Raw genomic sequence first — 21,592 nt, forward strand, 5'->3', positions numbered from 1 at the left:
GCGCGGAAACCCGGCTGCTGACCATCACCCAGCGCGAACGCAACCGGCCGGTCGCACTCGACCAGGCCCTTGCCCATCTCTCGGACCGTCGCGCCGTGCTGCTCGTCAACGAGCGTTCGGGCCGGGCGGCCGTTCGGATCCCGACCAGCAGCGTGATGCTCGACGATGGCGAGATCGAACGGCGTGTCCGCCTGATCCGACCGATGGAGGCCCAAAATGTCCCGGTGAGGATGATGGGCGAGACGCACTGGATCGAGGCCGACGAAGGCACGTTCGCCACGGCATGGAACACCGAGCTGGCCGAGATTCCGGAATTCTCCGACAGCACCATCCATGTCGTCGCCGGGCTGCTGTTACCGATCTGGAAGCGCCTGCCGAACGAGTCGACGCGGGTCTATCGGCTTCAGACCGATGACGGCGAGCGCATCGTCGGCCGCCGGGTTTCACCGGCATGGGTTGCGGAAGCGACCGCCACCGGCGCCACCACGCTGACGCCGGACGATGCCTTCGCGGCCCTGATCGACGGCCGGACGATCCTCGACCTTGCCGAAGGACTTCAATTGCGCCGGGTCCGCGTCATGGGCGCCCATCGCATCGAGCTGTCGGGCTTCACCGACACCATGCGTGACCGGCTCCGCGCATACGGCCTGTTCCACGAGATCATTTCGTGGAAGCTGCGCATGTTCGTACCGACTGATGCGAGCGGCGCCGGTGTGCTGGCGAAGGTGCTGGAGTGCTACCCGGTCGAGCGCGTCTCCGAACGGGAGGCTGCGTAAATGGCTCGCCACGACGCATCCGAACTGGCGCGACGACTTGCCCGCCAGGCCGAGGCGGTGTGCCGGCACTATCTGCCCGCCGGTCATCGCGAGGGCCGCTACTGGCTGGTCGGCGATGTTCGCAACACGCCCGGCCGCTCCATGTTCGTCCGACTCACCGGGCCGGAGTCCGGCAAGGGCGCGGCGGGGAAATGGACGGATGCCGCAAGCGCGGAACATGGCGACCTGCTCGACGTCATCCGAGAAAGCTGCGGTCTCACCGATTTCAAAGACGTTGCCGATGAGGCCAGGGCCTTCCTGAGCCTGCCGCGTTCCCAACCCGAACCGGACCGTCAACGGCGGCCAACGGCGCCGCCCACCGGATCGTCAGAGGCCGCGCGACGGCTCTTCGCCATGTCGCAGCCGATGACGCGCACTCTCGCAGAAACGTATTTGCGCAAACGCGGCATTACGGCTTTGCACGAAACCGGCGCGCTGCGCTTCCATCCCCGCTGCTTCTACCGGCCCGACGAGCATTCGCCGACCGAGACCTGGCCGGCGATGATCGCTTCCGTCACCGACCTCGCAGGCCGGATCACCGGAGCGCATCGCACCTGGCTTTCCCCCGATGGCGACGGCAAGGCGCCGATCGACACGCCGAGGCGGGCAATGGGCGACCTTCTCGGCCATGCGGTCCGGTTCGGCGTGACGCAGGACGTGATGGCGGCAGGCGAAGGCATCGAGACCATGCTGTCGCTCAGATGCGTCCTGCCGACCATGCCGATGGTGGCCGCGCTCTCGGCCGCCCATCTCTCCGCCATCCTCTTTCCGGACATCCTGCGCCGGCTCTACATCGCGCGCGACGACGATCCGGCAGGCGACGGCGCGATGGCGGCACTGATCGACCGGGCCGAGCAGGCCGGGATCGAGGCGATCGTGCTGTCGCCGGCGCTCGGGGACTTCAACGAGGATCTGCGGGTGCTCGGCATCGATACGCTGCGGGCAGGAATCCGCGTCCAGATCGCGCCGCAGGACGTCACCCGCTTCATTGAGCTGGCAGCGTAGCCGGAATGGGATGCGGAAAGCGGTTCGTCGTCAGCCGCATCGCCAGATGCCCATCTCTCGCAAAAGGACCGCGCCTCGGCCTTCGAGAGGGCGATCGGCCGTCAAGCGGTCCGGCCAGGCAACCTTGTGGCCGACTATTTTCCGGCGGCCCCTCGGGCCTTTCCATCGCGAAACAAAATAGTCGGCCCCCTTCGGCCCTCCGCTGCGCTTCGGCCCTGCGCTGTCGCTCCGGGTGCCAGCCCGGCCCGCCCGACGGCTTCGTCGCCATGAAGGCCGCGACGGTCGCGGTCCAATCCGACGGAGCATCCCATGAGCGAGCATGACGACCAGGAACCGCAGCACACCTCTTCCCCGACCGACCACGTCCTGACCGAGCTTCAGCTTTACGGCTATCGCCCCTTCGCAGACGAACCCGATCCGCGACCGCTCCCCGAGGGCAATATCGTCGCCGGCGCCATCGCCGACATCTTCGACGCCCTGATCGCCACCCTTGGCGACAGCCGCCTCGAGCCCGACCTCGACGATCTCCTCTGGTCTACCGTCAACGTCTTCCACCGCGCTGCCGAGCGGATTGCCCGCGACCTCGACGACAATGAGCAGGCGCAGCGCCGGTCCCAGCGGGAGCAGGATGGCACCGAGGTCAAATCGGTCGAACTCGAGCGCCTCATCGCGGAAGGCAGGACGCTGGTCGAGCGGCAGGATGCGTTTGAGCTGATGCGCGACCAAGCCGGCGAGCACTACGAGCGTCACGCCGGAAAACCCTGGCTCCCGCGCAACGGGTCGAAGGTCAATCACCGCAATCTCACCTCGGCGATGATCGACAGCCGCGACTTCCTCGCCGCCAGAAAGCGCGCCGAACAGGAAGTGCTCCTGCCGTCGGGTCCGAAGATCGCCTTCACCGGCGGGCTCGACTTCAACGACCATCGCCTGATCTGGGCCAAGCTCGATCAGGTCCACGCCAAACACCCCGACATGATATTGCTGCACGGCGGATCGCCGAAAGGCGCCGAGCGCATCGCCGCCCGCTGGGCCGACCAGCGCAAGGTGCCGCAGGTCGCCTTCAAGCCCGACTGGACCCGCCACGCCAAGGCCGCGCCGTTCAAGCGCAACGACTCCATGCTGGCGGTGTTGCCGATCGGCGTGATCGTCTTCCCCGGCACCGGCATCCAGGACAATCTCGCCGACAAGGCCCGCAAGATGGGCATTCCCGTCTGGAAGTTCGGCAACGGCGGCGCGTGAGCGCCGCCACCTTCTCCTCTGAGTGAGCACAGAATTGGAGAACTGAAATGTCACCGAACGGTGGCAGTTTGTCCTTCGCCTGGCTGGCGAAGCGGCTTGGTCGCGCCAAAGTGAGCATTCCAGCGGTTCTATTCTGGCTCGTAGAAGTTCAGGCCGACCAATTGGGCATTGTCGTCGACGACAAACGCGACGCTCTGCCTAGCACGCGTAGTCGCCACATAGATCTTGTCGATTTCCTTACCTGCGTCCCCAAGTTTGCCTGTAGAAAGGAACTTCTTGAGCGGTCCGTGCGGGTAAATAATTGTTCGGTCGAATGTCATCCCCTTCGCAGCTCCGAAATTCAAAGGTCGCCCAACCACATCTTTCGTTGCTCGGCTGTAGCGCAACGTTTGGGGCTTGAACTTCTCGACATAAGCGGAGACATCGCGCTTGCGCACAGCAAATACGCCATCATGGCCGGAGATATTCGTGTTTTTCGATTCGGTGTTCGGAGCATCCGGATGAAACTGGTCTGCGAAGTCGCAGATGGCTTGCACACAGCGACGGCTGTAGTTGTGATACTCAAGCGCGCATAAGCCGGCCTTCTCCCATTGATGAAATTTGTCAACGATCTTAGCACCCCGATACTTCTTGTTCTTCGAGGCGCTGTTCGTCGCATAGGTTGCCTGTCGATGATCTCCGACCAGGATGATCTGAACCTGTGAGCGCATCAGCATCTCGATAAGATCAAGGTCGTAGCCTGCCAGGTCCTGGCTCTCGTCGATGAAGAGCCGCTCGAAAATCTGTTCGAAGCGCTTAATAGGCGCGCCGTCCGTCCTCTGGACCACTTCGCAGGCGAACTTGGCGATCTTGTCGCTGTAGATGAGTTCGGGCTTTGAAAAATAGTGATGGCGGATATTGTCTGCCGCAATGTACTGCGCGGACCGGCCGCTCACGAAATGAATCCCGGCGACCCGCAGATCGTAAAGACAATTCTGGTAGGGTCGAACGAAGTGCCTGAGCAGGAACGAAAACCACGTGCCGATGGAAACATGCGGCGGTACATGGGCGAAGCGACTGTAGGTCTTCGCTTCAATTTCGTCCCGGCCGTTATTGGTGTAGGTAATCATCGCAGCGCGTTTTTCCGGAAGGCCGCACGCGTCATCAACGATCAGCGTCGTCTTTCCGGAACCGGCGGATGCTACGATGATGCGATTATCCAATGGCATTCTTGATGTAATCCGGGATCCCAATCTCCCCCTCGCTTTCAAAAATGGCCAAGGCCACGGCCGTTTTGTGCTTGGTCATGTAATCGAGTAGCGCGGCATCATCGGCAAAATTCTTTCTCAGGATTGCGTTCAGCCTGTCGCGGCCAGTGGCTTTAAGGAGTTGCGGTTCAAGGGTCGGATAAGCCTCGTCGGGATCGAAGCAAACCTTGATAGTAGGGAGGCCCAGGTAGTCTGCGTACTTTTCCTTCACCGCGTCGGCATCACTGTCATTGTCGGTGACAACGCGGGCATCGATTTCGAGCAGTTTAGCGATGTCGAGAAAGCGCTTAAACGCGAGCGAACCTACCGCGATCACCTCAACGCCGTCTTCCAGCGGCATCTTGCCGTGGGCTTGCTTGTAGGCTTTTTGAACGATCAACTCGTCGGAAGGTCCCTCAACCAGTATGCATCGTGCGGACAAGACCATGCGCAGCGTGTCGTGCCCTGGCAGCCGCATGAAATATTTCTTCGTTTCAGGCGGCAACTCGTTGAGCGTTATGCCGGTCTTGCCGTTGAACATGAGTATGTGATCGACCCCCAGCTTGTTGAGAACGAAGCTGCTGTGCGTGGTCACGATCAACTGCTTGTCGGCTGACCTGGCGTCGATGTGATTGATCAGCCTGTTGAGGTTAGCGTGAGACAGATGATTTTCAGGCTCCTCAAGCAGCAAAACGTTGGTGCTCGATTCCGATTCGATCGCCAGCTTGATCTTGATGGCGTTTTGCTCACCCTTCCCCACAAGTGTGAGCGGGATGTCGTCAAGATGGGGAAGGACTCCGGTTTCCCAACTGGCGCGGGTCGTGGTGTCCATCGCAACGGACAATGTCTTGTCCGTGACCTCCCCCGTTTTGCCAGCAAGCTCCTTGTTGATTTCGGTAACGTTGTCGTCCGACAGGAAGACATCGCGCATCTTTCGGTATGAGAGTGCCAAATCCACCTTTTGCTTGTCGGTGAGATAGTCGCGAACAATTTCCAACACGTACTTGTTGGCCGCATAGGTGTTGGACATGGCAGAGGGGTCGATCATCGCAGAGCGGAATGGCAATGCCCGGCTGCTCATGGGATGACCAGCAAAGCTCTGCCAGACGATCTGGTAGTACTCGATTGGAACGCCGTTCAGTTGCGCGGCGTCCGCAACATACTCCTTGTATTCCTCATAAAAATCGGGATCCAGGGCGACTGAAAGGCTCACGCCTGGAACGTCTGCCTTCTCGCTATTATTCGTGCCCTTAAAGTCGGCAAACTCGGGCTTATCCGCGAGATAGAGTTCGATGAGGACTGTCGGTGGCGGCGTCGGCTTGCCGTGCTTATGGGACGTGACAAACTCGTGTACGGAGTCTGCGTTCAGAAGAAACGGGTGCAGCTCCTGCATTGCAGGGCGCCTGTTGATCTGACATTTGAGGGCGAGGTTTATTGCCTCCAGAAGGGTCGACTTACCCGACTCGTTGTCACCCACGATTATGTTGAGCGTGGAATTCAGCGTTACATCTGCTTCCCTGAGCGCTCTGTAATTCTTCACAATTACGCGCTCTATCATCATCGCCCCCTCTGATTATGGCCCTCAGCAGAACAGCACTGCATTTTCTTCTATTCCCCACAATGCACCAGCAAGCCTGGACCATAGCGCAATCTGCGTTTCGGGGCGACGGCCGCGCGCCAAAGCCCTTGGCTTATGGGTCGCGGTGCGTGCGCAGCACGATTGCCTGCTGGAGTTTGCGAACGCCTGTGTTGATCATCGTCTGCTTTCCGGAAACCAGATCGTGCGGCGGGTGTCGTCATTGGTCATGGCTTGCCTATTTGGACCGAGATGTAAAAGTCAGAGTCAGATCGAACCTGGACAAGAGCGCTTGCCATGATACGCCCAAGGTGACGGCTGAGGCCTCGCCGAGTGCAGTCCGATCGCTCCTGATCACGGGAAATACCATCCCCCGCTTCCAATGCGCTGATCCTTGGTCCAGCCGATGGCCTGACGCCATCAACCCGTGAAGGGTCCGCTACGCGAGCGTGCGGCCTTGAGGCTTCGCCTCCGCGGTGATTGCGGCCCTCGGCCGGACACATCGGGCGCCTGTCGCGCGGGGGATGGTCCCCCGCCTCCAGACAGGAGCCGGAACAATGTCCCTCAACGACGCTCACGCCTTCGCCTTCAGCCTCGCTACCTCACTCATGGTCGCCATCGTCATCTTCCGGGCCGGTGACGGCAGCTTTTCGGTCGTTCCCGCCAACGAATACGACGGTGACACTGCCGCCATCATCCATGAATTCGATCCCTTCCAGCCCTGACGAAGGGAGCGCCCGGTCCGGCGAGCGGAACTCCCTATCCGATTTCCGCTCCCGTGGCCGCTCATCTTCGGCTATGCTTCATGCCGTGCCGTGGTGGTGGTGGAAGGCGCGACCGTCAGACCTTTTCTCACGGAGGCCACCACCATGATCTTCCTTGGCATCATCTTCAGCATCGCGGCCATCGGCGTTCTCTGCTGGCTGCTGTTCACGCTTGCTATCTACGCGCTGCCGGCCTTCGCCGGCGTCACCGCCGGCATGTGGGCTTATGACACCGGCGCGGGCTGGCTGGGCGGCATCGCGATCGGCCTGGTCGCGGCCGGGCTAATTTTCGGCGTCGGCCAACTGCTGCTTGCTTTCGCACGCCCCCTCTGGCTGCGCGTCGCCATTGCGCTCGCCTTCGTAGCCCCAGCGGCGATCGCGGGCTATCACGCGACCCATGGCATCGTGAAGCACACTATGCCGTTCGAGGGCTGGCAGATCGCCTTTTCGGTCGTCGGCGCGATCGCGGTCGGCATTGCGGCATTCCTACGGATCGCAGCGATGGCCGCGCCCGAACCGGCCGGACGGGGGATGGCGCGGGGCTGACACCGACACGGCCGTTGGAGGCATGGCCAGCAAGCCGGTACGCTTGCCATCCTCGACGCCGGAGTTGGACGAAACCGGCCGTCAAGCAGAGATCGCTATGTGAGGCCCGACATAGCTAAGGCCCGTTGAAGCGGCACTGGAGAGGTAGTCACCACCCTGCACAGCCACGCGATGACGCAGGCGAGGATGGCGTCGCACGAGCCGATGGCTGCGGGAAGCCCATCGCGATCATCGCCAGAACAGGTGGAACGTCATCACCGGCCGCGATCCGTTGCCAGGATTCTGGCGGCTGCACGGGGCCGCCACGTTCTTCCTTGATCTTTCTGTCAGGTCGACCGCTCCAACACGGCCTCTTCAATGGGCTGATCTGGCCGAAGGCCGGCTGCGCCTCGATCGCCTATGCCGCAATGGCGCCGATCGACTTTCTTCCCCTGCCGGCTACGCCGTCATTCCTCGCGAAACAACAAAGTCGCCTGGCTGCCATCCTCCGCTGGCGCTGCGGCCCTGGCGGGTGCGGCGTCGATCGCCTCCGGCCCGTCGATCGCCATCGAGGCCGCAATGGTGCGGGCTCGAGACAGTGATCAAGGAGAACTGACATGGCGACCATCGGCACCTTCAAGAAGACCGGCAACAACGAGTTCACCGGCGAAATCGTCACCCTCTCAGTCCAGGCCAAGGGCGTGCGCATCGTCCCCGAGACCCGGGCCACCGGCGAAAACGCCCCCAGCCACCGCGTCTTCGTCGGCCGCGCCGAGATCGGCGCCGCCTGGTCCAAGCGCTCCAACGAGGGCCGCGACTATCTGGGCCTCAAGCTCGACGATCCGAGCTTCACCGCCCCGATCTTCGCCAACCTCTTCGACGACGAGGACGGCGAGGGCTACAGCCTCATCTGGTCCCGCCCCAGCCGTCGCAACGGCGACTGAGGCGCCGCAACGCCCCGCCCGGCTGGTCCGGGCGGGGCCTCTCTCATTGCCGGGCGACCGAATCAGTCACCACACCGATCGCTCCGATGGACGCCGGTAAAGCGTTTTGTATCTGGCCGCTCGTCCCTAGAACGACTAATATAGTCGTAGTTCTGGCGTGCGTATTCGTGTCGGTGGGAGGTGATCATGCATGATCACCGCCCGACAGACACGGGCCGCACGCGCGCTGCTTGGTTGGACGCAGGAGACGCTCGCTGAAAAGGCCCTGGTATCCCTGACCGCGTTGAAGCGCCTCGAGTCCGAGAGCGGCCTCAAGGTGTATGAGACGACGCGCGATCAGGTGCGCCGGGCGCTCGAGGCCAACGGCATCGTCTTCCTCAACTCCGACCAAGGGGAAGGAGTGATGTTCGTTCGTGCGAAAATCGACAGCCGCAGATCACCCTGACATCCCGTTTGGCGCCTCGACGATGCCTCCGGTGCATCGCGCGATGCACCAATGGCCTTCCCTGTGCCCGTCGAACGCCCGGTTAACAAATGGGGCGGGGGCGGATATGGTAAGGTGCTGGGGGCTGACGTGATGCAAGTACAATTCCTCGATGAACCGCCGCAAAGCGCGGCGCTCACGACCTATGACCGTGAGCACATGAAGCTCTATATGCGGCTGCTCGACGCGGCGACCGATGGCGCCGACTGGCGCGAGGCCGTCACGATCCTGTTCGGCCTCGATCCGGACCGCGAGCCGGACCGCGCTCGCTATGTCCACGACACCCATCTCGCCCGCGCCCGCTGGATGACCGAGCACGGCTATCGCCTGCTCGTCCGCGAGGGCCGTGCACACTAGCCAGAATTGCGATGCCTCGGCCGCATCGCGCGTTGCCACCTTCGGGACTTCCGGCGGCCTCTGCAACCGGGGATGGTGCTCCTCCCGGTAGCCAACGCGCAGAGGACGCCCATGACCCCTGACATATCCCGGTGGCGGTCGACATCGACCTACGACTATCTCGACGACCTCGCATCGCCCGATCTTGGCTGGGAATGGCTGCGGCGCAACGGCGACTATCAGCGTGATTATGCCGAGACCAGGCGTCCGGCGTGCGATCTCCGGGAACTGACGAACCGGGTGCGGAAACGCTGGGGGCTGCAATTTCGTTGCCCGTCCGTCGCTCAACGCCACTGAAGCGCCGGTCTTCTGGTGCCCGGAGGATGACACCAGCACCGTGCTGCTGGCCGCCGCGCCGTCCATCCTTCCGGCCGACGGCAATCTCTTTTCCGCCATCCGGGAGACCGCCGCCCGCGCCGACGAGCAGGGCGTTCATTTCCTGCACGACCCCGGAGACGGGCAGCTTCTCCATCTCCTGCGGCTGGCCGGCGTCGCAGCCGGCGAACCACTCGCCGCGCTGATCCCGCTCGACCTTGACGGCCTCGACCGGCTCGAAGCCGTCCAGCGTCTGCTTAAGTCCCTGCTCGGTCGCGCCGTGCCCGCGGACACCCGGCTGACCAAGCAGCAACGCCGGCGCATCCGCCACATGCTGCAAGCGGTCGACGGACGCATGAATGGCGCGAGCTATCGCGAGATCGCTGGCGTCATTTACGGTGTGTCCCGCGTTGCATCCGATCCCTGGAAGTCCTCGGCGCTGCGCGACGCGACCATGGACCTTGTCAAGGACGCCCTCGCCATGATCGCCGGGGGCTATCGCGCGCTCCTTCGTCATCGCCGCCGATCCTGACCCGATGTCGGAAGGGGGGTGCGAATTTGGCGCGCCCTTCTTCGCACTCCCCCCTCGCGGCTCTCCTTCGCCACCGTGGCCTGCGTCCGCCGCTCACTGCCAGCGGCCTCAACGAACCCACGGAGGCCCGATCATGTCGCCCAATCTCGCCGGCTTGCCGCCGCGCTTTCTCAGAACGCCAGAAGCCGCGCGTTTCCTCGGCCTCTCCGGCCGGACGCTGGAAAAGCATCGTACCTATGGCACCGGCCCGGCCTATCGCAAGCTCGGCGGCCGCGTCGTCTATGCGATCGAGGACCTCCAGGCCTGGGCCGACCGGGGCGCCGTCACGTCGACCTCCGATCCGCGTGGGTCTGTGCTGCCCGCCAAGCGTCACGACCCGATGCCGGCGGCCCCCACCGGCCGCTCCCATCGCTGAGACGTCCGATCATGAAGCGGCGTCGCCTCATCACCTCGACCGAGCGGGCCAGGCTCGATCCCTTCATCGTTGCAACCGGCGACGCCAGTCCGCGCGATCAGCGCGATCTCATGGAGCGGCCGTTCTTCTCGCTCGCCAAGGCCAAGCGCATCGCGCCGATCCTCTACGAGGCCGGCGGCGTCCGCGTCGAGGTCTTCGCGGTGCCCGAGCACGGCATGGCGACCATCTGGGACGCCGACGTGCTGATCTGGGCCGCCTCGCAGATCGTCGAGGCCGAAAATCTCGGTTTCAAGACCTCGCGCTTCCTGCGCTTCACGCCTTATCAGCTCCTGATGGCGATCGGCCGGGAAACCGGCCAGCGTGATTACAAGCTGCTGAAGGGTGCGCTCACCCGCCTTCAATCGACCGTCATCCGCACCACCATCCGCCAGGGCGAGCATTGGCGGCGGCACCAATTCTCTTGGATCAACGAATGGGAGGAATGCGTCACGCGCGACGGCCGCGTGGAGGGCATGGAGTTCGTGCTGCCCGACTGGTTCTATCGCGGCGTCACCGACCGCTCGCTGGTGCTCACCATCGACCCCGCCTATTTCCGGCTGACGGGCGGGATCGAACGCTGGCTCTACCGAGTCGCGCGCAAGCACGCCGGCCGTCAGCCACGGGGCTGGATATTCGAGTTCGCCCATCTCCACGAAAAGTCCGGCAGCCTCATGCGCGTCTCCGACTTCGCGCTCCAGCTCCGGCGCATCGTCCCGCGCCAGCCGCTTCCCGGCTATCGGCTGCACATCGAGCGCGAAGGCCGACGCGAGCTGTTGCGCATCCTGCCGGCGAAATCATCCACAAGACCTGTGGATGGCGCTGTGGACGCGGTCGGGACTTCGCACGCAAGCGGTATCGGGATTTCGCACGCAGGACCATCGGGACTTCGCACGCAGAGATCGCAGTTAAGTCTCTGGCCGGAAACGACGATTCCGGGCCTTAACTTAGAATCTAACAGAGAATCTAACTCTTATGTTGCGCGGAGCGATGTGGAAAACACTGTCGCCGCCGCCGTCGACGGGCTCCTCCGAAAAGCATCCCGGGCACGACCAACCGGCAGTGAAGCCGCTCACCCATCGCGACTCCCCCTCGGGCGCAGGCCGGGAGGGGCACGATGATCGTCGCGTTCCTCAACCAGAAGGGCGGCGTCGGGAAGACGACGTTGGCGCTGCATCTCGCGGGACAATGGGCGCGGCAGGGAAGGCGCGTCACCCTGATCGACGCCGATCCGCAGGGCTCGGCGCTGGACTGGTCGCAGCAGCGGGCGCGCGAAGGCCTTCCACGCCTGTTCGGTGTCGTCGGCCTCGCCCGTGACACCCTGCACCGCGAGGCGCCAGAGCTGGCGCGCGATGCCGATCACATCGTCATCGACGGACCGCCGCGTGTCGCCTCGCTGATGCGCTCGGCGCTGCTCGCCGCCGACCTGGTGCTGATCCCCGTGCAGCCGTCGCCCTTCGATGGCTGGGCTTCGGCCGAGATGCTCTCGCTCCTCCAGGAAGCGCGCATCTATCGCCCGCAGCTTGCCGCCCGCTTCGTTCTGAACCGCTGCGGCGCGCGCACCGTCATCGCCCGCGAGACGGCCGAGACGCTCGCAGATCATGATCCGCCGGTGCTGGCGGCGCGGATCGGTCAGCGCGTCGCTTTCGCCGATACCGCGCAATCCGGGCGGCTCGTCTTCGAGATCGACGAGGACAGTCCGGCTACACGCGAGATCGCGGCCATCGGGGCCGAGGTGGGGAGGCTCGCGCCATGAGCGGGCGCGCTCCGAAGCGCGGTTTCGCGTCGCGCCCCGCCGATCCCGAACGCTGGATCAAGGCGTCGGATGCATCGCCCCCGCGCGACGCGGATGCCGCCGGCTTCACCGCCCGGCTGACGATCGACGTCACGCCCGAGCTGCGCGGCCGGATCAAGATCGCGGCGTTCCGGCGCGGACAGACCGTCGCCGACATGCTCCGCGACCTGCTCGCTCGCGAATTCCCGCCAGACCAAGGAGACACGTAAATGACCGGCATCGCGGACCCCCGCGTGCGCGGCGGCCACTCGCAGGCCGGCCCCGCACCATTCACGACGCTCGTCGAGCTGACCTGGCATGAGAAGCGGATCGAACACTGGATCCGCTTCGGCCGGGAAGTCCATGAGCAGATCCTCGACCGCCGGCGCCGTGTCGTCGGCTTCGCGCCGAACAGCCTCTTTGCCTTCATCCGCTGGGCGTCCAACGACTACGGCACGATCATCTCGCGCATCGACATCGTGCGCGCCATCGACCGCGGCGAGCCCTATCAGACACTGCCTTTCGTGCGGCCCGGCGGCGACATCTTCCTGAAGATCGAGGGATGGCCCAAGGTCGAGCGCGTGCTCCGGATCATCGATGCCATCGAGGCGCTCGGCATCGATCCGGCCGATGTTTCGCCGGACCACTGGCGGCACGTCCACAACCGCCTGGCCGCCGGTCATGAGCCGCGCGCCTACACCGCCCAGCACCATGGGGCCTTCCTCCTGCGCCGGAGGACCGCGCCATGAGCCGCTTCGGCTATGTGATGCTCACCTGTCTTATGACCATGGGCGTCGCCGCTTCGGCGCTCATCGAAACGCCGAAGAAGCTGATCTGGAACGCCTCGGCGAGCGCACCGATCGGGCTCTATTCGATCGAACCGGATGACCGGCTCGAGGTGACGGACCTGGTCGCCGTCGATGCGCCCGAGCCGCTGGCGCACTTCCTCGCCAAGCGCGGTTACCTGCCCCCCGGTGTGCCGCTGATGAAGCGTATCGCCGGTCTGCCGGGACAACGGGTCTGCCGCTCGGGGCTCGCCATCACGGTCGACCGGATCGCAATGGGCAATGCGCTGGAGCGCGACCGGCGCGACCGCGACCTGCCCGTCTGGCAGGGCTGCCGGCGCATCGCCGACGGCGAGGTGTTCCTCATGAACTGGGAGATCCAGGACAGCCTCGACGGCCGCTATTTCGGCCCGCTTCCGATGAGCTCGATCATCGGCCGTGCGGTCCCGCTCTGGACCGATGAGGACGGCTCCGGCCGCTACGAGTGGCGCGCCCCAACCCGATGACTGACCCCTGATCGGCTTGCCGCTCGCGCCGAACCTGTTCACCCACCCCCGACGAAAGGAAACCGCAATGTCGCAGATCGGTCGATTCACCCGCACCAAATCCGGCTATTCCGGCCGCATCCATACGCTCACGCTCGATGTCGAATTGGTGCTCGTTCCCGCCGAGCATTCCGACGCCGAGAACGCACCCGACTATCGCATCCATCTCGGCGATGCCGACGCACCGGAGGTCGGTCCGGAAGTTGGCGCCGCCTGGAAACGCACCGGCGAGAAGGCGGGCAACTATGTCTCGCTGCTCATCGACGATCCCGCCTTCAAGCAGTCGATCCGCGCCAACCTGTTTCAGTCCGGCGACGACAAGTCGGCCTGGTCGTTGCACTGGAACCGGCCGCCCAGACGCGGCGAGCGGGAGTGACGGCATGCCGATCTTCTGCAGTCACGATGTCGCCGGGCGGCTTCGCGCCGCCCGCCGCATCACCCTCCTTCTCCTTTCCGGCCTCGCATTCGCCGTCGCGCCGCCGACCGCCACGCTGGCGCAGATCGCGCCGCTGGGACGGCCGGCGTCCACCGATCGCTATGCCGCTCATGTCGCCGAAGCCTCGCAGCGCTTCGGCGTTCCGGCCGCATGGATTCGGGCGGTGATGCGCGCGGAGAGCGCGGGCGACGTGCGCGCGATCTCGTCCGCCGGCGCCATGGGCTTGATGCAGATCATGCCCGATACCTGGGCGGACTTGCGCGTCCGTCATCGGCTCGGCAGCGATCCTTACGACCCGCGCGACAACATTCTGGCTGGCGCGGCCTACTTACGCGAAATGCACGATCGCTACGGCTCGCCGGGCTTTCTCGCCGCCTACAATGCCGGCCCCGGCCGCTACGAGGAATATCTGGCGGGAGCGCGTTCCTTGCCGGCCGAAACTCGCGCCTATGTCGCCGCGCTCGCGCCTCTTGTTGGCGGCGAGGACATCGCCGGCCCCGTCACCGTTGCCACCGCCGAGCCATTGCCATGGACCCGTGCGCCGCTCTTCGTCACCCGCGCGGACTACGCATCGGCTGCCGATCCTGTGCCGTCCGACGGTCGTTCCGGTGACACTGCCGATGCGGTTGGAGCACGCGATGTTTCGGCCATCACGCCGCGATCGAGCGGCCTGTTCGTCGCCCGGTCGAGCGAGGGATCACCGTGATGACGGCGCTCTCCCGAAATCGCAGTCTGGCGTGGCCCGGCGCATCATGGAGGGTGTGGGGGTGGGAGGCAGGCAACACGACCGGACGATGGCGGGATAAAAGGCCGCGAGGTGCGGCTTGGTCCGGTCGTGGTAATTCAATGGCTTGCGCAGCAAATACGCGAGGTGCGCCTGATCGGCGAACCTCGCGTATTCGGCGTTTTCACAGGAATTTCCGTCCGTTGATGCGATGTGCGGTGCTCCGGCCATGAGCGGCGAGGACGATTTCCGCATCCGCCCTGGCCGCATCCGCTCCTCCGGCTCCCAGCGGGCGAGGCCCTTCATCGCCCAAGCGCTCGCCGCCGCCCAGAAGGCCGGCGGCCGCGTCTCGCGCTCGGGCAGGATCACCTCCGGCAACCGCTCGCGCTTCGGGCGCGGCGCGCGCGCCAGCGTGCAGGCAAATCGTCTGCTGACCGGCCGCTCGCGCGGCGCGGTCATCAAGACCCGCGTCGTGCGCCACACCGCACGGTCCACGCCGCTCGCGGCGCATCTCGGCTACCTCCGGCGCGAGGGCGTCACCCGGGACGGGGAGAAGGCCCGGCTGTTCGGTCCCGAGACCGACGACGCCGATCCCAAGGCCTTCGCCGAGCGCTGCCAGGACGATCGCCATCACTTCCGCTTCATCGTCTCGCCCGAGGACGCGGTGGAGATGTCCGATCTCAAGACCTTCACCCGTGAACTGATGGGCCAGATGGAGAAGGATCTCGGCACGAAGCTCGACTGGGTCGGCATCGATCACTGGAACACCGAGCACCCTCATATACATGTCATCGTGCGGGGCCGCGCTGATGACGGCCAGGACCTCGTCATCTCCCGCGACTACATCAAGGAAGGGATGCGCGCCCGCGCCCAGGATCTGATCACGCAGGAGTTGGGACCGCGCACCGATCACGAAATCCGCCGGACGCTCGAACGCCAGATCGATACCGAGCGCTGGACACAGCTCGACCGACAGCTCGCCCGCGATGGCTATCGCACCGGCGTCATCGACCTGGCGCCGCACCCCGGCCGGCAACCCGACGAATTCCACGCGCTGAAGGTTGGCCGCCTGCGCAAGCTCGAATCCCTAGGGCTTGCCGACCAGATCGGCCCGGGCCAATGGGTCCTGTCCGAGAACGCGGAGGCGACGCTGCGCGAACTCGGCGAGCGTGGCGACATCATCAAGCGCATTCATCGCAGCCTGATGGAGCGGGGCATCGAGCGCGGCGCGGCGGCCTATGTGCTGGCCGGCGAGAGCCTCGACGATCCGGTCATCGGCCGGCTGGTCGACCGCGGCCTCGACGACGAATTGAAGGGCACCGCCTTTGCCGTGGTCGATGGCGTCGATGGACGGACCCACCATATCAAGCTGCCCGACCTTGACGCCGCCGGCGACAGCGCGCCGGGCTCAATCGTCGAGTTGCGGAAGTTCGACGACGCCCGAGGGCGGCGGCGGGTGGCGCTCGCTGTGCGCTCGGACCTCTCCATCGAACAACAGTTGACGGCGACCGGCGCCACCTGGCTCGACCGTCAGGCCATCGCCCGCGAGCCGGTCGCGCTGGGCGGCGGCGGGTTTGGCGCCGAGGTGCGCGAGGCGATGAACGCCCGGGCGGAGCATCTCATCGAACAGGGGCTCGCGGAGCGGCAGGGCCGCAGCGTGATCTTCGCGCGCAACCTGATCGATACGCTGCGCCGTCGTGAGGTGGAGGCGCTTAGCGAGAAGCTCGCCGTCGAGACCGGCCGGCCGTTCAGCCAATCCGGGACCGGCGAGTATGTCGCCGGCACCTACCGGCAGCGCTTCGCGCTTGCCTCCGGCCGCTTCGCCATGATCGACGACGGCCTCGGGTTCCAGCTGGTCCCTTGGTCACCATCGCTGGAAAAGCAGCTCGGCCGCCACGTCTCCGGCGTCGCGCGCGGCGACGGCGGTATCGACTGGGGCTTTGGCCGCAAGCGTGGGCTCGGCCTATAGGCACGGCGTCTTCGATGGATTAACCATCGGAACGAGTAGGTTGTGCCATAAGTGGACGCTTGAGAAAATCCCACCAGCAGACATTTCGACGAGTCTGTATTCTCGGGTGATTTCGGAGCACCAGCTAGTGTCACGGCCTGCTGTGTAGAGGTTTCCTCGGCATTGGGATGCGCTCCTGAAGCAGTTCCGCTACATTCATTGCATCAGCGGCAAAAAGGGGCCGGGAGTGAGCATTAAGCTAATCCACACCTCGGACTGGCAAATCGGAAAGGTTTTCCGGTTCCTAGACAACGCCAATATGGGGCTTCTCCAGGATGCCCGCCTGCGGGCGATTACCCGCCTCGGCGAACTGGCGACCGCTCACGGCGCGCGACATGTGCTGGTCGCCGGCGATGTCTATGACATGGAGGCACTCTCACCGCGCTCGATCAACCAGCCGATCGAGCGCATGCGCGCTTTTCCTGATCTTCGCTGGCATCTTCTGCCGGGAAACCACGACCCGCATCGTCCGAATGGTCTCTGGGATCAAATCCTTCGCAGGGGCCTGCCCGACAACGTTCACGTTCACGCCGCGCCCGAGCCCGCAATTTTGGAAGACGACCGTGCCGTCCTCTTACCGGCGCCGTTGCAGCATCGGCGCGCCATCGGCGATCCCACCACCTATATGGACGACGCTACCGTTCCGGATGGGCTGATTCGGGTCGGACTCGCCCACGGCACCATTACCGGGTTCGGCTCCGATGACCGGGACGTGCCCAACTACATTGCGCCGGATCGCCCAGACAAGGCGGGGCTTTCCTATCTCGCGCTCGGCGACTGGCACGGCCAGAAGAAGATCAATTACCGGTGCTGGTACAGCGGCACGCCCGAGCCCGACGCCTTCGACGTGATCGACGGCGGACAGGCGTTGCTTGTCGAAATCGAGGGGCTGGGTGCTCCCCCCACGGTCACGCCGGTGACCACGGGCCATTACACTTGGATTAGCCTGTCCCAGCAGATCAACACCCGCGGAGATATCGACTTCCTGGACGGCAAGCTGCGCGGTGTCGCCAAAGACCTCAATAGCGTGCTCGTTCATCTTGCGATCGAAGGTGCATTGTCTCTGCAAGACCGCCGTTATTTCGAGGAACGGATAGTCGAAGGCGTTTCGGCTGCGCTGTGCTTTCTGCGTGTCGATGATCGCCGCCTCTTTCCGCGTCCTACTCCGGAGGACCTCGATCAGATCGACCGCGGCGGATTTGTGCGGGCAGCGGCAGAAGAGTTGAAGCGGCAATCAGAAGGGGGCGGCGAGATCGAGCGCGCCATCGCGGCCGAGGCGCTTCAGCGGCTCTACATCGAGCACATGAAACTTCAGGCGGCGCAGAAATGAAGCTGCGATCCGTAGCCGTCAATCAGTTCAAGAAGTTCACCAGCCCCGTTCGGCTCGATGGCCTCGGCGACGGCCTCAATGTAGTCGTCGGCCCGAACGAGATGGGCAAGTCAACCTTGCTCGATGCGCTCCGCGCGGCGCTCTTCGAGAAATACAGCTCTAGAGCGCAGCCCATCACTGCCTTGCAGAACGACCGCAATCAGGCCGCGCCCGTGGTTGAACTTGCTTTCGAGCTTGATGACGGGCTGTACCGGATCACGAAGCGCTTCATCAAAAAGCCTTACGCGCGCCTGTCCTGCCCGGACGGACGGACGCTGGAAGGCGATGCCGCAGAGGACACGCTGCGCACCTTGCTGGGCTTCGATGAACCTGGCAAGACCGGCGCCAAAGCGGAAACGCTTGGCATGTGGAATGTCCTTTGGGTGCAGCAGGGGCAGTCGTTCGGCGCGCTGGACATTCCGAGTACCGCCCGGTCCAGCCTCCACAGCGCCCTCGAAGCGGAAGTTGGCACGGTCCTGGGCGGCCGGCGCGGCAGGGCCTTGCCGCAAGCCGTGGAAGCTCAGCTCGGCGTTTTGGTGACCAGCGGCGGCAAGCCGCGGGGCAGCTATAAGGACCTGCTCGACCGCATCGATGCTCTGGAGAACGAGCTTGGCGATCTCCAAGGGCGGCGCCAGGAACTGGCGCAGACACTTGAGGACCTCGAAACGGCCGAAGAGAGCCTCGCGCGGCTGATTGCCGTTGACCGCGACCAGGCAGACCAGAAGGAGCTTGGTGAAGCCCGGCAGCGTCATAGCCGACTTGCCGAGCTGGAGGCGCGCATAAGCGCGGCGTCCGCCGAGCTCGAGCTGAAAAAGCGAAATCTCGCCCAGGCCGAGAAAGCGGCCGAAGACCGGCAACGTCTCAAGGATGATATCAAGTCCGAAGAGGCTGCACTTAAAGAGTCCGGGCAGCAGCTCTCCGAAACGCGCAGCCAGGAGAAGGAAGCCCGGTCGCAGCTTGATGCACTGCGCGCGCAAGTGCGGGAATCTGAAGCAGCGGTTGCGAAGGCCGACGATGCCGTTTCACGCGCGCAGCGCATAACCGCCATCGTCGATCGGGAAGCCCGTATTCGCGAACTTGAGGGCCGCTGCGCAAAGGCGCAGGCGGCCGAGGACCGCCAGCGGCAGGCCCAGCAGAAAGCCGCCGCCATTCTGGTGACAGACAAATTACTTGCGGCAATCCGCAAGGCCGATAAGGATCTGCAAGCCGTCGCCAGCCGGCTAAGCGCCGCGGCCACGCTCGTCTCGTTCGACATCGCACCGGAACGACGAGCCGACATCGAGATTGACGGGCAGCCTCTCAAGGCTGGGCAGTCATCCGTTCAGGCGGTCGAGCCCACCACCATTTTCATTCCCGATCGCGGCCGGATCACGGTAGAGCCCGCGATCAAGGACCGGGATCAATTACTCCGCCAACAACGTGACGCAACGGCAAAACTTAAAGACGCCCTCGCGGCGGTTGGCATCGCCGCCGCCACCGACGCCGAAGACCAATACGCCACGCGCCAGAGCCTCTTGCAGGAGGCAGAGCTTGCCCGCCAGGAAGCGGCGCTGCACGCCCCGGCAACGGAAGACCATGATGCGGGCGCCCAGTCTCTTTCTGACTATATCGAGGGAACGCGCACGATCCTGGAGCGTGAGAAGACCGAGCTTCACCTTGAGCGGTTGCCGGCGCGCTCCGAAGCGGAGGCAGCTTTACGGACGGCCAGGGAGCAGGCAGCAGAAGCGCGCAATTCACTGCAAACGGCGCGTGCCGTCCTTACTGGCCCGGAAGAAGCCCTGACACGGCTTCAGAGTGAACTTGCGACCGTGAACGCCCGGCATGAGGAAGCCGAAAAGCGCGTCGAAAAACTCCGTCGTCAGCTCACGGACTCCGAGGCCGCATGTGCCGATGATCAGCTTGCAGCCGCGATTGAGGCAGCCCGCAACGTCTTCTCCGAACAGGAGCGCGCCATTGCGGCCCTCGAAGGGCAGCGGACCGATGAAACGCTGCCACAGTTAGAAGCCAGAATTGGGCGCCTTGAAAAAGCGTTACAGGACCGCCGCGACAAGCGTGCCACCCTCAAGGAGAAAATCGCGGGCTTGCGATCGCGTGTCGAGGCGGCCGAAGCGGCCGGGCTTGATGAGGCAATCGCCCAAAAAGGCCGCGAACTAGCGCTGTGCGAGGAAGAGCGCCAGCGCCTTGACCGCGAAGTCAGGGTTCTCGGACTTTTGTTGACGACCCTCCGAAGCGCGGAGCAGGAGGCCAAGGAGCGGTACTTGTCGCCTGTTCTGCGGCGCGTCCGTCCCTATTTGCAGCTTCTATTTCCCGGTGCCGACATCCGGATCGACGAGGATCTCCGGATTGCCGGCGTTGTGCGCGAGGCCGGCTACGAGGAGGCCTTTAGTCACCTCAGCATGGGGACGCAGGAACAGATCGCGGTGCTGATCCGGCTGGCATTTGCCGAAATGCTTGTCGAACAAGGCCATCCAGCGACGGTCATTCTCGACGACGCACTTGTGTTTTCCGACGACCGCCGCATGCAACGCATGTTCGACATTCTCAATATGGCGGCGCGCAACGTACAGGTACTCATCCTCACCTGCCGCGAGCAGCTTTTCGAAGAGCTTGGGGGAAGGGCGCTGTCGCTGACGCCCGGCAACAGCGAAGAGCTGTTGTCGGCGTGATGATGCAAAGGGGGGCAATGATCAATGAGGATAGCGTCTGTCAGAATCGAGAATTTCCGGTCCTTCGCGGACGCCACCATTCCTTTCAACGATTACGGCTGTCTGGTCGGTCCGAACGGGGCTGGCAAATCCACCGTGCTCACCGCCCTCAATGTATTCTTCCGCGAGTCAGAGAACCTGCCGACGGACTTGAGTCAACTGGACCAGGAGGATTTCCACTGCAAGAAGACAGGTGAGCCGATCAAGATCACGCTCACCTTCTGCGATCTCAGCGACGGAGCAAAGGAGGATTTTGCCGATTACGTGCGGCAGGATCAGCTTATCGTCTCGGCTGTCGCCACGTTCGATGCCGCCACAGGTAAGGCGCAGGTGAAGCAATACGGGCAGCGGCTTGCCATGCGCGCCTTCGCGCCCTTCTTCGAAGCTGCCGACGCGGGCAAGAAGGTGGCGGAGCTGAAAGACATCTATTCCAAGCTGCGCCAGACCTATGCCGACCTGCCGGCGCCCGGTACGAAAGACGCCATGGTCCAGGCCCTGCGCGATTATGAAGCGGCACGGCCCGGCGAATGCGAGCTGATTCAGAGCGAGGATCAGTTTTATGGCTTCTCCAAGGGCGCGAACCGCCTCGCGAAACACATCCAGTGGGTCTATGTGCCGGCCGTGAAGGACGCGACCTCCGAGCAGGTCGAGGCGCGGAACTCGGCGCTTGGCAAGCTTCTCGCTCGCACCGTCCGCTCAAAGACGAATTTCGATGAGCGGGTGAAGACACTTCGCTCCGATATGCAGCAGCAATACCAGGCGCTTCTCGACGAAAACCAGAACGCCTTGGATGATATCTCTACAGCTCTTCAGACGCGGCTTTCCGAATGGGCGCATCCGGACGCGCGTCTGCGCCTGCAATGGAAGCAGGACCCGGATAAATCCGTTCGCGTCGAAGAGCCGTGGGCGCACATTCTCGCCGGCGAAGGTGATTTTGAAGGCGAGCTGGCGCGCTTCGGTCACGGCCTTCAGCG

The 21,592-nt window shown here is 64.1% G+C and carries 23 protein-coding genes and 1 pseudogene; 22 read left to right on the top strand and 2 right to left on the bottom strand.

The annotated features are described in order from the left end of the window. The 3 genes and pseudogenes from V7082_RS16825 to V7082_RS16835 form a co-directional block, all read left to right on the top strand. Positions 1-776, top strand: a pseudogene (locus tag V7082_RS16825) (methylase); the annotation flags it as partial. Continuing rightward, on the top strand, positions 777-1,820 hold the full coding sequence (locus tag V7082_RS16830; protein WP_334150410.1) for a DUF7146 domain-containing protein: 1,044 nt from the start codon (positions 777-779) through the stop codon (positions 1,818-1,820). Between the two features lie 309 nt (positions 1,821-2,129). Beyond that, positions 2,130-3,059, top strand: coding sequence for a DUF2493 domain-containing protein (locus V7082_RS16835; protein ID WP_334150411.1), 930 nt, complete (start codon positions 2,130-2,132; stop codon positions 3,057-3,059). Between the two features lie 128 nt (positions 3,060-3,187). Here V7082_RS16835 and V7082_RS16840 read toward each other — a convergent pair whose 3' ends face one another. Both V7082_RS16840 and V7082_RS16845 read right to left on the bottom strand, forming a co-directional pair. Then, positions 3,188-4,261 (bottom strand): UvrD-helicase domain-containing protein, encoded by a 1,074-nt coding sequence (locus tag V7082_RS16840; RefSeq protein ID WP_334150412.1) that lies wholly within the window; start codon positions 4,259-4,261, stop codon positions 3,188-3,190. Further along, on the bottom strand, positions 4,254-5,846 hold the full coding sequence (locus V7082_RS16845) for an ATP-dependent nuclease (RefSeq protein ID WP_334150413.1): 1,593 nt from the start codon (positions 5,844-5,846) through the stop codon (positions 4,254-4,256). The genes V7082_RS16840 and V7082_RS16845 overlap by 8 nt, the downstream gene beginning before the upstream one ends. Before the next feature lie 572 nt (positions 5,847-6,418). On the opposite strand from V7082_RS16845, the gene V7082_RS16850 reads away from it, so the two are divergent. The 19 genes from V7082_RS16850 to V7082_RS16940 all read left to right on the top strand — a co-directional run. After that, complete coding sequence (locus tag V7082_RS16850; RefSeq protein ID WP_334150414.1) at positions 6,419-6,586, top strand: hypothetical protein; 168 nt, start codon at positions 6,419-6,421, stop codon at positions 6,584-6,586. Positions 6,587-6,730: 144 nt separating this feature from the next. Next, the gene (locus V7082_RS16855) at positions 6,731-7,171 is read left to right on the top strand and encodes a hypothetical protein (RefSeq protein ID WP_334150438.1); all 441 of its coding nucleotides are present in this window, start codon (positions 6,731-6,733) and stop codon (positions 7,169-7,171) included. 596 nt (positions 7,172-7,767) lie between these two features. After that, entirely contained in the window at positions 7,768-8,094 is a 327-nt protein-coding gene (locus tag V7082_RS16860) for a DUF736 domain-containing protein (RefSeq protein WP_334150415.1), read from the top strand. A 190-nt stretch (positions 8,095-8,284) separates the two neighbouring features. Then, entirely contained in the window at positions 8,285-8,539 is a 255-nt protein-coding gene (locus tag V7082_RS16865) for a helix-turn-helix domain-containing protein (protein WP_034465392.1), read from the top strand. A 132-nt stretch (positions 8,540-8,671) separates the two neighbouring features. Then, on the top strand, positions 8,672-8,935 hold the full coding sequence (locus V7082_RS16870; RefSeq protein WP_334150416.1) for a DNA -binding domain-containing protein: 264 nt from the start codon (positions 8,672-8,674) through the stop codon (positions 8,933-8,935). Positions 8,936-9,046: 111 nt separating this feature from the next. After that, positions 9,047-9,271, top strand: a complete 225-nt coding sequence (locus tag V7082_RS16875; protein ID WP_334150417.1) for a transcriptional regulator domain-containing protein — start codon at positions 9,047-9,049, stop codon at positions 9,269-9,271. 40 nt (positions 9,272-9,311) lie between these two features. Beyond that, positions 9,312-9,821 (top strand): DUF2285 domain-containing protein, encoded by a 510-nt coding sequence (locus V7082_RS16880; protein WP_334150418.1) that lies wholly within the window; start codon positions 9,312-9,314, stop codon positions 9,819-9,821. A gap of 133 nt (positions 9,822-9,954) precedes the next feature. Further along, complete coding sequence (locus V7082_RS16885; protein WP_334150419.1) at positions 9,955-10,236, top strand: helix-turn-helix transcriptional regulator; 282 nt, start codon at positions 9,955-9,957, stop codon at positions 10,234-10,236. A gap of 11 nt (positions 10,237-10,247) precedes the next feature. Next, positions 10,248-11,393, top strand: coding sequence for a replication initiator protein A (locus V7082_RS16890; RefSeq protein WP_334150421.1), 1,146 nt, complete (start codon positions 10,248-10,250; stop codon positions 11,391-11,393). Continuing rightward, positions 11,390-12,028 (top strand): ParA family partition ATPase, encoded by a 639-nt coding sequence (parA, locus tag V7082_RS16895; RefSeq protein ID WP_334150422.1) that lies wholly within the window; start codon positions 11,390-11,392, stop codon positions 12,026-12,028. Before V7082_RS16890 ends, parA begins: the two co-directional genes overlap by 4 nt. Continuing rightward, on the top strand, positions 12,025-12,276 hold the full coding sequence (locus tag V7082_RS16900; RefSeq protein ID WP_334150424.1) for a hypothetical protein: 252 nt from the start codon (positions 12,025-12,027) through the stop codon (positions 12,274-12,276). The genes parA and V7082_RS16900 overlap by 4 nt, the downstream gene beginning before the upstream one ends. Then, positions 12,277-12,795, top strand: coding sequence for a DUF2840 domain-containing protein (locus V7082_RS16905; RefSeq protein ID WP_334150426.1), 519 nt, complete (start codon positions 12,277-12,279; stop codon positions 12,793-12,795). It abuts the gene before it with no gap. After that, on the top strand, positions 12,792-13,337 hold the full coding sequence (locus V7082_RS16910) for a S26 family signal peptidase (protein WP_334150427.1): 546 nt from the start codon (positions 12,792-12,794) through the stop codon (positions 13,335-13,337). Before V7082_RS16905 ends, V7082_RS16910 begins: the two co-directional genes overlap by 4 nt. Before the next feature lie 67 nt (positions 13,338-13,404). Further along, the gene (locus tag V7082_RS16915) at positions 13,405-13,752 is read left to right on the top strand and encodes a DUF736 domain-containing protein (protein WP_334150429.1); all 348 of its coding nucleotides are present in this window, start codon (positions 13,405-13,407) and stop codon (positions 13,750-13,752) included. Between the two features lie 4 nt (positions 13,753-13,756). Beyond that, the gene (locus V7082_RS16920) at positions 13,757-14,518 is read left to right on the top strand and encodes a lytic transglycosylase domain-containing protein (RefSeq protein ID WP_334150431.1); all 762 of its coding nucleotides are present in this window, start codon (positions 13,757-13,759) and stop codon (positions 14,516-14,518) included. Positions 14,519-14,765: 247 nt separating this feature from the next. Then, positions 14,766-16,505 (top strand): relaxase/mobilization nuclease domain-containing protein, encoded by a 1,740-nt coding sequence (locus tag V7082_RS16925; protein WP_334150432.1) that lies wholly within the window; start codon positions 14,766-14,768, stop codon positions 16,503-16,505. A 226-nt stretch (positions 16,506-16,731) separates the two neighbouring features. Then, a complete protein-coding gene (locus V7082_RS16930) occupies positions 16,732-17,874 on the top strand; it encodes a metallophosphoesterase family protein (protein ID WP_207211486.1) in 1,143 nt (380 codons plus the stop codon). Next, complete coding sequence (locus tag V7082_RS16935; protein ID WP_334150434.1) at positions 17,871-20,579, top strand: AAA family ATPase; 2,709 nt, start codon at positions 17,871-17,873, stop codon at positions 20,577-20,579. The genes V7082_RS16930 and V7082_RS16935 overlap by 4 nt, the downstream gene beginning before the upstream one ends. A 24-nt stretch (positions 20,580-20,603) precedes the next feature. Then, the coding region (locus tag V7082_RS16940; protein WP_334150436.1) for an AAA family ATPase at positions 20,604-21,592 on the top strand (989 nt) is incomplete at its 3' end.

The sequence above is a fragment of the Hyphomicrobium sp. genome, from assembly GCF_036833075.1.
GTDB lineage: Bacteria > Pseudomonadota > Alphaproteobacteria > Rhizobiales > Hyphomicrobiaceae > Hyphomicrobium_C.

Coding starts and splice junctions, on each gene's coding strand:
- V7082_RS16830 (WP_334150410.1), top strand. CDS start 777: ATGGCTCGCCACGACGCATCCGAACTGGCGCGACGACTTGCCCGCCAG.
- V7082_RS16835 (WP_334150411.1), top strand. CDS start 2,130: ATGAGCGAGCATGACGACCAGGAACCGCAGCACACCTCTTCCCCGACC.
- V7082_RS16845 (WP_334150413.1), bottom strand. CDS start 5,846: ATGATGATAGAGCGCGTAATTGTGAAGAATTACAGAGCGCTCAGGGAA.
- V7082_RS16850 (WP_334150414.1), top strand. CDS start 6,419: ATGTCCCTCAACGACGCTCACGCCTTCGCCTTCAGCCTCGCTACCTCA.
- V7082_RS16855 (WP_334150438.1), top strand. CDS start 6,731: ATGATCTTCCTTGGCATCATCTTCAGCATCGCGGCCATCGGCGTTCTC.
- V7082_RS16860 (WP_334150415.1), top strand. CDS start 7,768: ATGGCGACCATCGGCACCTTCAAGAAGACCGGCAACAACGAGTTCACC.
- V7082_RS16865 (WP_034465392.1), top strand. CDS start 8,285: ATGATCACCGCCCGACAGACACGGGCCGCACGCGCGCTGCTTGGTTGG.
- V7082_RS16870 (WP_334150416.1), top strand. CDS start 8,672: ATGCAAGTACAATTCCTCGATGAACCGCCGCAAAGCGCGGCGCTCACG.
- V7082_RS16875 (WP_334150417.1), top strand. CDS start 9,047: ATGACCCCTGACATATCCCGGTGGCGGTCGACATCGACCTACGACTAT.
- V7082_RS16885 (WP_334150419.1), top strand. CDS start 9,955: ATGTCGCCCAATCTCGCCGGCTTGCCGCCGCGCTTTCTCAGAACGCCA.
- V7082_RS16890 (WP_334150421.1), top strand. CDS start 10,248: ATGAAGCGGCGTCGCCTCATCACCTCGACCGAGCGGGCCAGGCTCGAT.
- parA (WP_334150422.1), top strand. CDS start 11,390: ATGATCGTCGCGTTCCTCAACCAGAAGGGCGGCGTCGGGAAGACGACG.
- V7082_RS16900 (WP_334150424.1), top strand. CDS start 12,025: ATGAGCGGGCGCGCTCCGAAGCGCGGTTTCGCGTCGCGCCCCGCCGAT.
- V7082_RS16905 (WP_334150426.1), top strand. CDS start 12,277: ATGACCGGCATCGCGGACCCCCGCGTGCGCGGCGGCCACTCGCAGGCC.
- V7082_RS16910 (WP_334150427.1), top strand. CDS start 12,792: ATGAGCCGCTTCGGCTATGTGATGCTCACCTGTCTTATGACCATGGGC.
- V7082_RS16915 (WP_334150429.1), top strand. CDS start 13,405: ATGTCGCAGATCGGTCGATTCACCCGCACCAAATCCGGCTATTCCGGC.
- V7082_RS16920 (WP_334150431.1), top strand. CDS start 13,757: ATGCCGATCTTCTGCAGTCACGATGTCGCCGGGCGGCTTCGCGCCGCC.
- V7082_RS16925 (WP_334150432.1), top strand. CDS start 14,766: ATGAGCGGCGAGGACGATTTCCGCATCCGCCCTGGCCGCATCCGCTCC.
- V7082_RS16935 (WP_334150434.1), top strand. CDS start 17,871: ATGAAGCTGCGATCCGTAGCCGTCAATCAGTTCAAGAAGTTCACCAGC.